The organism is Actinomadura sp. 9N215 (genome assembly GCF_044326345.1).
Classification (GTDB): Bacteria; Actinomycetota; Actinomycetes; order Streptosporangiales; family Streptosporangiaceae; genus Spirillospora.
The window spans coordinates 133,579-147,404 of record NZ_JBIRBA010000003.1; the positions used below are offsets into that span (position 1 = coordinate 133,579).

The 13,826-nt window shown below is 73.2% G+C and carries 8 protein-coding genes; 7 read left to right on the forward strand and 1 reads right to left on the reverse strand.

The window, feature by feature from the left end:
- Nucleotides 1-30 precede the first annotated feature (30 nt).
- Nucleotides 31-555 carry a hypothetical protein gene (locus tag ACH34T_RS06060; protein WP_395990968.1) on the reverse strand — a complete coding sequence of 175 codons (525 nt, stop codon included), beginning with the start codon at nt 553-555 and terminating at the stop codon, nt 31-33.
- A 204-nt stretch (nt 556-759) separates the two neighbouring features.
- Between ACH34T_RS06060 and ACH34T_RS06065 the strand changes: the two genes are divergently transcribed.
- The 7 genes from ACH34T_RS06065 to ACH34T_RS06095 are packed head-to-tail and all read left to right on the forward strand — an operon-like array spanning nt 760 to nt 13,802.
- The gene (locus ACH34T_RS06065) at nt 760-3,636 is read left to right on the forward strand and encodes an AAA family ATPase (protein WP_395990969.1); all 2,877 of its coding nucleotides are present in this window, start codon (nt 760-762) and stop codon (nt 3,634-3,636) included.
- Nucleotides 3,633-4,838 (forward strand): serine/threonine-protein kinase, encoded by a 1,206-nt coding sequence (locus tag ACH34T_RS06070; protein WP_395990970.1) that lies wholly within the window; start codon nt 3,633-3,635, stop codon nt 4,836-4,838. Before ACH34T_RS06065 ends, ACH34T_RS06070 begins: the two co-directional genes overlap by 4 nt.
- Nucleotides 4,835-9,631: a hypothetical protein gene (locus tag ACH34T_RS06075; RefSeq protein ID WP_395990971.1), complete on the forward strand. Its 4,797-nt coding sequence runs from the start codon at nt 4,835-4,837 to the stop codon at nt 9,629-9,631. The genes ACH34T_RS06070 and ACH34T_RS06075 overlap by 4 nt, the downstream gene beginning before the upstream one ends.
- On the forward strand, nt 9,628-10,083 hold the full coding sequence (locus tag ACH34T_RS06080) for a hypothetical protein (protein ID WP_395990972.1): 456 nt from the start codon (nt 9,628-9,630) through the stop codon (nt 10,081-10,083). Before ACH34T_RS06075 ends, ACH34T_RS06080 begins: the two co-directional genes overlap by 4 nt.
- The gene (locus ACH34T_RS06085) at nt 10,067-10,705 is read left to right on the forward strand and encodes a hypothetical protein (protein WP_395990973.1); all 639 of its coding nucleotides are present in this window, start codon (nt 10,067-10,069) and stop codon (nt 10,703-10,705) included. The genes ACH34T_RS06080 and ACH34T_RS06085 overlap by 17 nt, the downstream gene beginning before the upstream one ends.
- Complete coding sequence (locus ACH34T_RS06090) at nt 10,702-13,308, forward strand: Hsp70 family protein (protein WP_395990974.1); 2,607 nt, start codon at nt 10,702-10,704, stop codon at nt 13,306-13,308. The genes ACH34T_RS06085 and ACH34T_RS06090 overlap by 4 nt, the downstream gene beginning before the upstream one ends.
- Nucleotides 13,305-13,802 carry a hypothetical protein gene (locus ACH34T_RS06095; RefSeq protein ID WP_395990975.1) on the forward strand — a complete coding sequence of 166 codons (498 nt, stop codon included), beginning with the start codon at nt 13,305-13,307 and terminating at the stop codon, nt 13,800-13,802. The genes ACH34T_RS06090 and ACH34T_RS06095 overlap by 4 nt, the downstream gene beginning before the upstream one ends.
- Nucleotides 13,803-13,826 lie beyond the last annotated feature (24 nt).

Here is a 13,826-nt window from a genome sequence, read left to right on the forward strand (position 1 = left end):
GGCGCCGTGCGATCTGCTGGACGCGCCGGACTACCAGGCGTGGGCCACGTCGACGATGAGCCGCGTGCCGCCGCCGTCGCGCGGGAGCGTGAAGGCGCGGAACGGCAGGCGTGCCCGCACGCCCAGTCCGATCGTCGTCTGCGACTCGAACGAGGCCGCCCCCGCCACCTGCCGGAACGTGGTGTAGCCGGCGACATCGGCCAGGTTGGGCGAGACGGCGGGGAACCCCGGCGCGGCGGCCGCCTGGACGATGATCCGCAGCTTGGCCCCGCCGCGCAGCGGAACCGGCTTGCCCGAGCCTTCCTGGACGACCTGGTCGACGTACTCCGTGCGGTGGCCGAAGTTCGATCCGGCCACCTCGATGACCAGCCGGTCGTAGCAGGTCTGACGGCCGGTGCGGACCCGCTCCAGCGGCCCGTCCGAGTAGTCGCCCAGCGTCCCCTTCGGCAGCGATCCCCATGCGGTGTCGCACGCGGCCGACGCGGGCGTGCCGAGCACCCCGACCAGTGCGGCCGACACGACGAGTGCCAGCAACCCTCCGAACAATGCGCGCATTCCGGACCTCCATTGCGGGAGCATCAAGTGCAGAAGATGACGCCTCGTGTCCGCTGAAGGTTGGCTCCGCGCCATGTCCGAATGTGGCGCCCGGCCCGAAGGCCCTGGTTCCGAACGGTAATTGTTCACATAAGTGGCGTCGGCGGGACGAATTTGCCACCATCGAGACGGTTGCTCTGCCGCTCGCTCGGGGGTGCGCGTTTATTGCTGTTCACCAATGGTGTGTTCACGCCCGAGGAGTTCGCCGACCGTCGCGTGACCGACGTGCTGTACGGCGCCACCGACCGGGCCGCCTCCCAGGTCCGCCCCAGCGATCTGCTGTACGCCACGATCAAGGCCGGGGACGGGGCCGTCTGCTCCGTCCTCACCCGCGCGCTCGTCGGGGGCGCCTACCTCCAGGACGTGCTCGACGGCATCGACGCCTACAACCCGGGACGCTCGGCCGGGCTCGACTTCGACGGCAAGCGCGAGCGGTTCGCCCCCGAGGCCCTCGAAGCGCTCGACCTGTTCGCCGCGCAACTGTCCGAGCAGGGCGGCGACGGAGGCGGGGGCAACAGCGGGGGCAACGGCGGGGCGGCCGGGGCGGCCCGGCAGGTGGGGCTTGAGCTGCTCGTCGCCTGCGTCCTGGAGCACCCCGACGCGCGGGACCGGCGCCACCTGGGCATCCTCGACGCCGAACGGGCCGCGCGGACCCTCCGCGACCAGGTGCGGATCACCCTCGAAACCCCGGCTTCGCTGGTGGAGCCGTCCGGACGGGTGCGGTCCGAGGAGTTCACCGACGGCGCCTGGGCCGTCCTCGAACGCGCCGGCGAGCACGCCGCCAGGCTCGGCTACGACCGCGTCCTGCCGCCGCACTGCCTGCTCGCGCTGCTCGGCGAGACGGAGGGCCCGGCCGAGCGGCTGATCCGCCTCCAGGTCCCGCCGCAGACCGGACTGGCCAAGGTCGCGGCGACGGTGGCCGACGCCTTCCGGATCTCCGACCGGCCCCGCAGCCTCGCGCCGCTGCCGCTGCAACGCGACGCGATGGGCAACGCGCTGACCGAGATGCTCGGACGCGCCCGGCGAAGCGCCACGAGCTGGGGCGCCGAGCGGATCGACAGCCCGCACCTGCTCGCCGCCCTCCTCGCCGACGTGCCGCCGAAGCTCGCCTCGGTGCTGACGGCGCCGCCGCTGGGCCTCGACCTCGCCCGCCTGCGCGACCACCTCGACCAGGCCCTGCGGGAATGGGGCGACGGCGCGCCGCTGGAGGTCGCCTTCCGGCTCCCGCCCGGGCTGCCCCCGGCAGAGGACCTGACCTGGCTCGCGCGGAGCGAGGGGATCGGCCCCGCGCTGCACCTCGACCATTACTTCGAGCCGCTGAGCCGCGCGCTGTTCCGCACCACCGCCAACCATGTGATGATCACCGGGCTGGCCGGGGTCGGGACGACGACGCTGCTCCGCGAGCTGGCCCGCCGGGCCGCCGCCGGCGACATCCCGTCCCTGCGGCGCAAGCGCTTCGTCCGCATCGACTGCGGCGACGTGGCCCCGGACGAGAGCGGCGCGAAGCTCGCCGGGATCATCGCGCAGGTGGGGGGCCGCACCGACCTCGTCACCTGCGTGGACGGGCTGGGCTCCCTGCTGCGCGGCCCCGGCGGGACCGACCACCGGCTGGCGCTCCGCAGCGCGCTCAGGGAACGGCGCGTCCATCTCGTCGGCGTCCTCAGCGGCAACGACTACGACGAGCTGATCGGGAGCGACCGGGCGCTCGCCGAGCTGACCGCCCGGATCGAGATGGACGAGCCCGCCCAGCCCGCCGCGCGGGACATGACCGCGCAGTCAGGCGACGGCCTCGCGGCGGAGTTCGGGATCGAGGTCGACCGGCGCGCGGTCGAGGCCGCGGTGGTGCTGTCCAGCGACTACGTCCTCAACGAGCGGCTTCCGTCGAAGGCGATCCGGGTGCTGCGGCGGGCGTGCGAGGACCTCCACTACCGCCGCACCCAGGCCGGGAGCGACCAGTCGCGGCTGACCGAGGCGGACATCGTCCCGGTCGTGGCGGAGATCTCCGGCGTGCCCGCCGGGCAGATCTCTGGCGCGGGCGGCGAGCGGATCGACCTGGAGCGGGCCCTGAGCGAGTCCGTGGTGGGGCAGCCGGACGCGGTCCGGATCGTCGCCGGGGAGCTGCGCCGGATCAGGGCGGGCCTGACCGGGGTCGGCGGCCGTCCCGCCTCGGTGATGTTCTTCGCCGGGCTCACCGGCGTCGGCAAGACGGAGCTGGCCAAGACGATCGCGCGGTTCTACTCGTCGTCGAAGCGGCTGCAGATCTACCCCATGGAGAACTTCGCCGAGCCGCACAGCATCTCCGGGATCATCGGGGCGCCGCCCGGCTACCACGGCCACGACGAGGGCGGACGGCTCATCAAGGACCTCAACTCCGACCCGTACTGCGTCTTCCTGCTGGACGAGGCCGAAAAGGCGCACCCCGAGGTGTGGCGTCCCTTCCTCAACCTGTTCGACGAGGGCTGGATCACCGACCAGCGCGGGACGAGGGCGTTCGGCGACCGCGCCATCTTCATCCTCACGTCCAACGCCGGGCACAAGACGATCGAGGACATGTACCGGCGGGGGCGACCGGCGGGCGAGATCGCGGACGCCGTCCGCGACCGGCTGCGGCAGGAGCGCCACCCGCGGTCGGGCCAGCCCGTCTTCCCGCCGGAGTTCCTGGCGCGCATCAGGCAGATCATCGTCTTCCGGCCGCTGGAGAAGACCGCGATGGTCGGCATCAGCCGCCGCCTCTTCGACCAGCGGGAGCGGTTCTGGCGGGAGCGCCGCGGCAAGGAGCTGGTCGTCCCGGACGGGCTCGTCACGCACATCGCGCTGCTCAGCCATGCCGAGAACGTGCGGTCGGGCGGCACCGAGGGCGGCCGCATCGTCGAGAAGAAGATCGCGGACCTGGTGGAGATCCCGCTCACGGAGGCGATGGCCGAGCGGGAGGCCGAGTACGAGCGGTGCGCGCGCATCGAGCTGGCACTCGCGCCGCCCGGCGGCGACCGGGCCATCCCGGAGGTCCGCGTGTCCTTCACCGGACAGGCGGACGCCCCATGACCGCCCCCGGGGTGGATCTGCGCGCGCTTAGCGGACGGGTGATCGACGGCCGGTACCTGCTCCGCGACTGGATCGACGACGGGGGCTTCGGCGCGGTGTTCGCCGCCGAGCAGCGGATGCTCGGCGTCCGGGTCCGCAAGGTCGCGGTCAAGGTCTCCCGGCAGGACGGGCTGTCGGAGGAGACGGCCCAGGAGCAGTTCGCGGACGCCCTCGTCCTCGCCCGCGCCATGGACGAGATGATCGACGCCGAGGCGCTCCGGCACCTCGTCCCGGTGTACGACGCGGGCGTGGCGCAGGAGGTGGGCGGGCGCGCCTATCTGGCGATGGAGCTGGTCAGGGGCCGGTCCCTGGACGCGGAGTTCCGCTCCCATCCGCGCGGTGTGCCGGTCGAGCTGATGCTGCGGTGGGCGCGGGAGATCTGCGTCGCGCTGCGCGGCATCCACGCGCTCGTCCCGCCGCTCGTGCACCGCGATCTCAAGCCCAGCAACGTCCTGCTGAGCAGGCCGGGGCCGACGGTGCGGCTGGTCGACTTCGGCTTGGCCGGCCGCCTCATCGAGCAGGGATACGCCCCCGGTGTGGCCGGGACCCTCGCCTACATGGCGCCGGAGACCATGCAGGGGAAGAGCCTCCCCGCCTCGGACTGCTACTCGGTGGGGATCCTGCTCTACGAGGGGCTGACGGGACGGCACCCGTTCGAGCATCTCGTCCCGCCCGCCGACCTGCCCCGGGAACTGGAGCACGAGTGGGTCGGCCACGCGCGGCATGACTGCGTCGTCGAGCCGCCCTCGGCGCACAGCGGTTCACTCACCCCGGCGATCGACGCCGTCGTCCTCCGCTGCCTGCGGACCGCCCCGGGCGAGCGGTTCCGGACGGCGACCGACCTGCTGGAGGCGCTCGACGAGGCCGTGCGGGCGCCGTCGCCGTCGTCCCTTTCGGCCCCGGAGTCGCCGGCCGAACGGTTCGCGCGGCTGAGAGAGCGGGCGGACCGCCTCACCCGGTCCGGGGAGCACGGCCCCGCGGCGCGGGTCCTGCATGAGGCCCACGCCTTGGCCGAGCGCCATCCGACGCTGCTGCCGAGCCGCCGCGAGCGGGCCGACCTGGCCGGGCAGGTGGCCGACGCGTACGCGCGCGACGACAACGACTTCCAGGCGGCCCGCTTCCGCCGCAGGCGCGACGACGAGCTGAACGGGGGCGGACGTTGAGCCTTCTCCGGAGCTTCCAGCGGGGGCGCTGGCTCCGCGCGGCACTGGCGGCGAGCAACGCGACACCCGACCCGGGCGAGGCGCTCGCCGTCCTGCGCGAGGCCCGCGCCGAGGCGGTCGAGCACCCGGCGGGCCTGGCGGGGAAGCACCTGTACGCGCTGGTCCAGGCGTCGCTCGGGCAGCGGTTCCTGCCGCTGCTCACCGACGGCGACTTCCACGATCTGGAGGGCATCGCCGATACGGCCGGGCAGGCCCGCCGCGGGGTCGGCGGTCCGGCCGTGGCCCGGGCGCCGCTCGTCGTGGCCCGCGACGAGCGGGACGAGCCGGACGCGTCCTGCGGAATCCTGACCCGCCTGTACCCGCTCCTGTCGGGGGACGATCCCGACAAGCTTCTGACCGCCACCGGGCTGGCGGAGCGAAGGTCCGTGGCCAGGAGCCTGGGGCCCGACCGGCCCGACGCCGGGAAGCCGATCGGCAAGGACGAGCTGCGCGTCTACGCGCACGCCATGCGCCGGTACCGGAAGCCCGCGGCGGTCGACAGGCTCGTGCGGCGCGTTCTCGCGGTCGGCGTCGACTCCGGCCGGAGCCGGATCCAGGAGGCCGGGCGGCTCGCCCACCTGCTCGACCAGTCGAAGGTCGACGTCCCCGGACGGGACACCGCACTCGGCCTCTTCCACCTGCTGATCAAGAACGACCCCGCGGCGGCGGCCACGGCGCTGGCCGGCAGCCGGGCGGCCGCGCTGCGGGACGAGACCGGTTTCACGGTCCTGCTGGCGACCTCGTTGCGGCAGGGCGCCCACACGGACGTCGAGACCATGGCGGCGAGGCCGGGCCGCCCTTCGTCCCGCCATATCGACGAACTGCTGACGCTCAGCCGGCTCCTCACCTGGCTGGACGATCCCATGGGGGACGGCCCGCCCCCCGTGACGGCCGCCGACCTCGCCGGGTTCGCGGTCACGGAGCTGGCGGGCGACTCGCTCCGGTACGCGACCGGCAGGATGCTCCTGCAGGAAGGCGACGCCCCGGCGGCCCTGAGCATGTTGCGTCCCCTGGCGGAGGCCGCTCCGGACCGTCCCGACCTGGCCTATCACACCGCGTGGGCGATGCTCCTCGGAGGCGACCGCGAGGGGGTGGCCCGATGCTTCGAGCGCTCGCGCGGCGGGTGGGCGCTCGGGTGCCTGCTCCTCGACGCCGAAGGCGCGCTCCCCCGGACCACGCTCAAGGCGCCGCGCAGCCTGGCCGCGCTGGCCGCCGCCCGCACGAACCTGGCCCGCGGGGAGTGGGACGACGACGACCCGCCATGGCCGATGGGCAAGGCCGGCCTGCCGGAGGAACTCGAAGCGCTCCGCACGGTGCTGGGCCTGCGTACCGCCCGGGACGACCCGCGGCTCGCGGAGACGACGCACCTCCCCATGTTCCGGCGGCTGCCCCGGCAGGAGCAGATGCTCTGGATCGGGCTCGCCTGGCTGCCGACCGACCCCGGCAAGGGCAGGGAATTCCTGTGGGAGGCGGCGCGCCAGTACCGCTACGGCAGGGCGGCCCTCGTGCTGGCCACGCTCGACGCCGACGACGGACGGCCCGAGACCGCGATCGAGCTGCTCGACGTCCTGTCCGATCCGGCGGCGCTCGCGGGCCCGAAGGCCGAGACGCTCGTCGCCTGGGCGCTGGAGCACGCCGGACGCGCGGACGAGGCGACCGCCGTCCTGGAGCGGCTGGTCGAACGCGGATACCGGCAGGCCGGATACCTGCTGGGCCCGCTCCACATCGCGCGCGCGGCCGCATGGCAGGCCGAAGGGCGGCGGGACGAGGCGACCCGGCTCGCCGAGACGGCGGCGGCCGAACTGGACGCCGCCGCCGTCGCGGTGCCCGTCCCCTTCCGCCGCGACGCCCGGACGCTGCACGCGGCCGCGGCCCTGTTCGCGTCCGGCGCCCTCCCGGACGAGGCCGACGTCGAACCGCGGCCGTCCTTCGACGAGCATCCTTGGGCGGCTTGGGTGCTCGGGCTCGCGGCCGTAGCCGGAGACGCCGCCGGGGCCGACCTGGAGCTGTGCGAACACCTGGTGCGCGAGGCGGGCGCCGCCGCGCCGCCCGGAGCGCCGGGGCTCGTGGCCCTCGCCAGGGCCCTCACCCGCGCCCTCGTCGTCGCGACGGACCCGAAGCGCGCGGAAGCGCTGGCGCGGATGCTCGATCGCGTGGCCCAGCGGGCCGCGCCCCGTCCAGACGCGGACGAGCCGGACGAGCTGGGCGAGCTGGGCGAGCTGGGCGAGCTGGGCGAGCTCCAACAAGTGGCCGCGATCACGCTGTTCCGCCACACGCCGGACGGGACGCCCCCACCCGAGCTCCCGCACGGGCTCGCAGGAACCCTGGCCGTCGCGGAGCACGCTCTCCGGAAAGGCGACCGGCTTGAGGCCGCCCGTCTCCTGCGCGCCGCACGCGGAACCGAAGGGCCCCAGGAGGAGGGCATTCGCGAGATCCTCGTCGGCGCCCTGGAATTCAATCCCGCTCCGCAGCCACCACCGGAAGGCCTGCCATTCCAGTTCGCGGCGACGCTGAACGTCGCACGCGCCGCGAGCGCCGTCGAAACCGATCCGCAAACGTGCCGGGACATGGTCATGACGGCGTTCTCCGAATTGGACGTCGACGCGATGAGCCGGCTCCTCGTCCTGGAAAGGGCGCTGCCCGCCCTGTGCGCCGCCAAGTCCGAGGCGGGAAGGCGCACCTCCCCTTTGGTCGCGGTGGTGGAACGGCTGGCGGAGCTGCCCGAAGCGCGCATCACCCCGCTCACCCTGGCGCGGTGCGCGACGGCGGTCGGCGCGCGCGAGAGCGCGGAGCGCCTGTGGCCGCGGGCGGTGGCCGACGACACCGCACGCGAGCAGGCGGAAACGCGGGAGATACGCGAGGAGTACGCCAGGTTCCTGCGCCACCGGGCCCAGCGCTCGCTTTCCGGAAAGGCGCCGCAAGAGGCGGCGCACTTCCTCCGGAAGGCCGATCAGCTGATCCCGGACAAGGGGCCCGCGCAATCCGGCGGACTCGCCGACACCCTGACACTGGAAGTCGCGACGAACCGGCTCCTCGACCACCTGTTCCCGGACGCGCCGGCCCCGCTGGAACGCCCCGGCCGCTACGCGGCCCTGGAAAAGGCGATCGCGGCGAATGACGCGCTCCGGCAGGCGCTCCTCGAAGACCCCGACGAAATCAGCGCGGCCTGGAGAAGGCATCTGCGCGACAGTTCACAGGACGTCGATCTCCTGCATACGCTCGCCGTCCTCTACAGGGAAAGGGCACTCCCGCAGAACGAGCAGGACGAACAGGACGAGCGGAACGAGCGATCCGCGGAATTCCTCGTCACGGCCACCGGACTCTGGGTGCTCCTCCTGACCACGCCCCATTTCCTGAAGCGGTTCGCCGAGCGGCACGAGGAGATCGACGAGACGGAGCTGCGGGACGAGCTGGCGGGCGAACTCCTCGAACTCCACGCCGCACGCGGAGCGCACGCGCTCCAGGACGGGCGAATCGACGAGGCCCGCCTCCACCTGAAGTGCCTGAGCGCCTGCCGGTCCGGGGGGATGTTCCGCATCCAGGCCCTGCTCAAGGCGGCGTCCGTCCGCTACCAGCTCCGGGTGGACGGCAGGCGCCTGGCCGGGATCTCGGCGCTCGCCGGGAGGCTGATCGACCGCTGGTGCTCCGACGTCGTCGACGCCGCCGACCGCGAGGTGCGGGACCCGGAGGCCGTCCAGCGGCTGCCGCGGGGCGTCAGCGCGGACTTCGAGTCGGGGATCGCCCGGCTGAGGCCGCTGGTCGAGCTGGGCGTGACCGCACCCCGCGTGCTGACGACCGGGCTCGAATGGTTCAATGAATGGTCCTGGTGCCTTTATACGGTCGACCAGCCCGCCCGGCTGAAGAAGGTCGTGTCGTCGGCCCACGCATTCGCCGAATGCCTCGCGCCGCTGTGCGAAAAGGGAAACGGCCACCTGGTGGAGAACCAGGCCCTTTCCAAGCATTTCATGTACCGCGGCTTCGTCAGCGACGATCACGCCGACGCCATCGGGCACTACGAGGTCGCGCTGGAATGGAATCCGGCCAACGACAACGCGACGCAGCTCCTGGCACAGCGCTATGTGACGCGCGGCGACGAACTCGCCGCGAAGGGCGAGATGCGCAAGGCGCAAAAGATGGCCCACGAGGCGCGGCGCCTGCAACCCACCGACCCGGACATCACCGCGTTCGCCCGCGACATGGACGACATGGCGCCCGAGGAGACCGCCCTCAAGGCGCTCACCAAGGCGAAGGACGCCCTGGACGCCGAGCGGTTCGGCGAGGCCCTCCGCGCGCTCGACGGCGTCCCGGCCGATTCCCGGTTCGCGGACACGGTCCGGCAACTGCGCATGGTCGCCTATCTGAACCGCGGCCTGAGCACGGCCAACAAGGCGGGCACCGGGCGCACCTCGAGGAATCAGATCCTCGACATGTTCACGCGGGACACCAACGAGTTCGCGTTCATGCGGGACACCAACGAGTTCGCGATCGCCGTGACCGACCTGCGAAAGGCGCTCGCCCTGGCCGTGGACCCCGGTGACGCCAAGCACGTCCGCGAGCAGCTCTCGGTCGTGCTGAACGCCCAGGCGGTGACCGTGCTCAATTCCGCGCAGAGCCCCCTCGGCCCGACGCCCGCGCTCGCGACGGCCGCCCGGGGAGCGACGACGCTGCTGGAGGAGGCGATCCGGCTGGACCCGCGCAACAGGACGGCGAAACAGAACCTGCGGACCGCGAAGGAGATATCGGGCTATTGGTGAACAAGGACGCGCGACCGAACCCGTTCCACGTGCTCGGCCTGCCCGCGGGGGCGGACCGGGACGACATCGCCGAGCGCGGTCAGGAGCTCGCGGAGACCGCCGCCACCGACGAGGATCGCGACCTCTACCGGTGGGCCGTGGGCCGCTTGATCCACGACGCGGCCGCCCGGGCGCGCTACGAGGTGCTTGAGGCCCCGGGCGCCGGCTACCGCGACGACCTGTGGAGCGCCTTCGAGCGCAGGCACCGGAGGAACCCGGCGAACGTCGCGGCGCTGCGCGCGGCGGGTTCGCTGGAGCCCGCCGACTTCGATCTCACGGCGATCGCGGGCGAGGTCCTGGACCGGCTGCTGCGGCCCGCCGAACCGGACGTCGCGAACGGCGTCCGGGCCATGCCGCGTCCGCCGCGGCCGGGCGGCCCGCCGCTGGAGGTGGCCGATGTCCTCTTCGGATGACGCGGCCGGAGAGGCCCCCGCGCCGGCCGGTGACCCGCCCTACGGCTGGGACGTCTTCGCGCCGCGCCCCGCGCCCGCGGCGATGGACGTCCGGCCGCCGGCCACCGAGATGGTCGCGGTCCTCCAGCGGTACCGCGCGGCGCTCGGCGCCGAACGGGGACGCGCGGCCGCCGAGGTGGACCGGGCCATGGCGATCGCGGTGGAGCAGGCCGTCCTCGTCCACCGGTTCGCGGGCACGCTGGCCCGGCTCGGCACGGCGCTGGAGGACGCCGGGCTCGGCCTCGCCCACCGCGAGCTGCGCATCCTGAGGTCGCAGATGGCCCAGTCGCTGCGCGACGGCGGCGTGGACGTCCGGGATCCGGTGGGCCTGCCGCCGGACGAGGTCGCCGACCTGGTCGAGGTGATCGGCTGGCGCTACGGCGCCGAGTTCGAGGCGGAGGCGGTGGCCGAGACGGTCGACCCGATCGTGCTGGTCGACGGGGCGGTCGCCCGCACCGGCCGCGTCCACATGGGCGCCCCGCCCGAGACCCCGCCCGAGCCGGCCGAGCCAACCGCGCCGGACGAGGCAGACGAGCCAACCGCACCGGACGAGAAGGTCAACGACATCGGGGAGCAGGGATGACCCAGATAGCGAGCAAGGCCGTCGGCATCGATCTCGGCACCACCAACAGCGCGGTGGCGGTCATGGATCCCACCGACACCGACATCGTCATCCACCGCGATCCCGTGTCGAAGTCGCGGACGACGCCGAGCTGCGTGTGGCGCGCCGACCCGGGCTCGGAGCTGATCGTCGGGCGGAAGGCGCTGGCGCGCATCGGCAACCGGAACGAGCCCGTCCGGTCGATCAAGCGCCGGATGGGCCAGAGCTCCGCGGTGCTGGTGGGCGGCGCGGAGATGCTCCCCGAGGAGGTCTCCGCCGCGATCCTCGCCGAGATGAAACGCCAGATCGAGGAGGACGTCGCGGGAATGGCGACCGCGGACACCACCTGGCTCGTCGACCGCGCCATCGTCACGGTGCCCGCCTACTTCGACCAGCCGCAGATCGACGCCACCCGCAAGGCCGCCGAACTGGCCGGGCTGGAATGCCTGGAGCTGCTGCACGAGCCGACCGCCGCCGCGTCCTACCACTGCTGGCGCACCGGCACCCGCGACGGCGTGTTCCTCGTCTACGACCTCGGCGGCGGGACGTTCGACGTGAGCGTGGTGCGCTGCACCGCCGGGGTCTACGAGGTCCTCGGCATCAGCGGCAACAACCGGCTGGGCGGCGACAACATCGACGCCGACCTCGCGCTCCGGCTCCAGGACATGCTGGTCAGCGAGGGCTGGGCCCTCGACCTCGACCCCGAGGGCGACCCGGCGGACCGGTCGCGGTTCAACCAGCTGAAGCACCTCGCGGAGGGCGTCAAGAAGGGCCTGTCCGGGACGAGCGAGTTCATCCTCCGCGACACCGGCACCCTCAAGGACAAGAACGGCGACGCGGTCAGCATCGAGACCATGATCGAACGCCCGGACCTGGACGCCGTCGCCCGCCCCCTCGTCGAGCGGACGCTCCAGTACTGCCACGAGGCCCTCGAACAGGCCGAGCGGCACGCCGGGGTGAACGTCGGCGAGGTCGACGAAGTCATCCTCGCCGGCGGCTCCACGCACCTGCCGCTCGTCCGCGAGCTGGTCACCGCGGAGCTGTGCGGACGGGCCCGATGCGACGAGCCGGTGTTCGACAGGGTGGACACCATCGTCGCGCTGGGCGCGGCCGTCCGCGCGTCCGTGACCGGCGGGCTGGCCCTCTACGACCCGGGGCGCACGGTCCGCGTCCTCTTCCGCGGCACGTCGGCGAGCCGCAAGACCACCACGCACGTCGGCGGCACGGTGGAGTCCCTGCCCGGCGGCCCCGACCTGACCGACGGCTTCATCCGGCTCATGACGCCGGACGGCGGCGGCGAGGAGTCGGACCTCGACGCCAACGGCGCGTTCTCGTTCCGGGGCGTCCCGCTGGAGCCGGACGTCGAGACGCAGCTGTCCTTCGAGGTGCTGGACGCCGACGGCCGCGCCCACGCCCGCGTCGGCCGTCCCATCGTGCACAGCGACGAGGGCGCCCGCCGCCTGCCGGGGCCGAGCAGCACCGCCGTGTGCGCGAAGCCCATCAAGCTGGAGGTGACGCAGGGCGGCGGCACGGGCTTCGTGACGCTGATCCCCGAGCTGGCGGCGCTGCCCACCAGGGCGGACTTCACCTTCGTCCATCCGGGCGACACCGCGACCCTGCTGTTCCACGTCTACCAGCGGAGCAAGAAGATCAAGGTCATCGAGGTGCCGGTGGACTGGTCGGTGCCGCGCGGGACCCCGATCCGGCTGAGCGTCGAGATGGACGCCCTGTCGCTGCTCACGGCGCTCGGCACCATCCAGGGGGAGACCTTCGAGTTCGAGGTGGAGGCGCCGCCCGAGCGTCCGATGCCCACCGAGGCGGACCTGGCCGAGACCGACCGCTCCTTCGACGAGGCGGTGTCCTACCTGCCCGCCGGGCAGGCCAACACGGTGCGCATCCAGTACGAGAGCGCGCACGACGCGTTCCGCAAGGCCCTGGAGATGGGGGACGGGGACGGCGCCGTCCACGAGCTGGAGCAGCTGGAGGAGATCGTCGCGCGGATCAGCCGGAAGTCGGGCCCGCTCGAACCGCCCAAGGCGACGTTCGACCAGCTCGTCGACGACTGCACCGAGCTGCTCCAGAACGTGTCGAGCATGGGCGCGAGCGGCGTGGGAACGGGCCCCGCCTTCGATCCCAGCGAGGTCTCCCGGGGGATCGAGACGCAGCGCGCCCACGGCGAGAAGGCGTTCCGCGCGGCGGACCAGGCGTCCTACGCCGAGGCGTTCCGCCAGCTGACGGGCTACCGGGAGTTCCTCGTCAACCAGATCAGGTCGACGCTCCCGAGCGGGTACCAGCCGTCCGAGCCGGAGATCGCCATGATGCGGCTGGGCACGCTCATGGAGGAGCTGGAGCGGGTCCGGTCGCTGGTCCTCGCCCACCAGCGAAACGACCTGCTGGGCGACGTCGACCGGCTGCGGCGCCGGATCGAGCGGGCGGGCGACCTGGTCCAGGACGACGCGACCGGGGTGCTGCGGGAGTGCGCCGTGATGGAGAACGAGCTGCAGCGGCTGCAGAACGACATCGTCCCCCGGCCGGACGCGGGCAAGCTGCCCGAGGACCACCCGCACGACCGGGGGCTGCGGTGACCGCGTTCAAGGTCCGCTGCCCGGTCCCGCGCTGCGGGGCGGAGAACGCCTTCGAGAGCGACGCCTGCGCCGGATGCGGTGTGCCGCTGGGCGGGTACGCGCGGCTGTCCGCGCACGCGTCGTACGTGTTCAACCTGGGCCTGGCCGCCGCGACCGGCGGCCGGTTCGCCGAGGCCCGCGACCATTTCGCCGCGGTGGCGTACTGGCGCCCGGCGGACGTCGAGGCGCGCAACGCGCTGGCACTGGCCGATTTCGAGCTAGGCCACCTCGACGACGCCGCCCGCCAGTGGACGGCGGTGCAGGACCTCAAACCAGACGACCCACTCGCCCGCCTAGGCCTCGCCCGCCTCACCCCCGCCAACCAACCCGACCAATCCGAGCCACCAGAACCGCCCGACGAGCCAGAGCCGTCGTCCAACGAGGCAGCGCAGCCCGACCCGTCCGACCAGACAGAGCGAGCCGACCAGGCAGAGCGATCAGAGCGGGTCGACTAGGCCTGCGGGGCGATCGGTCTGATC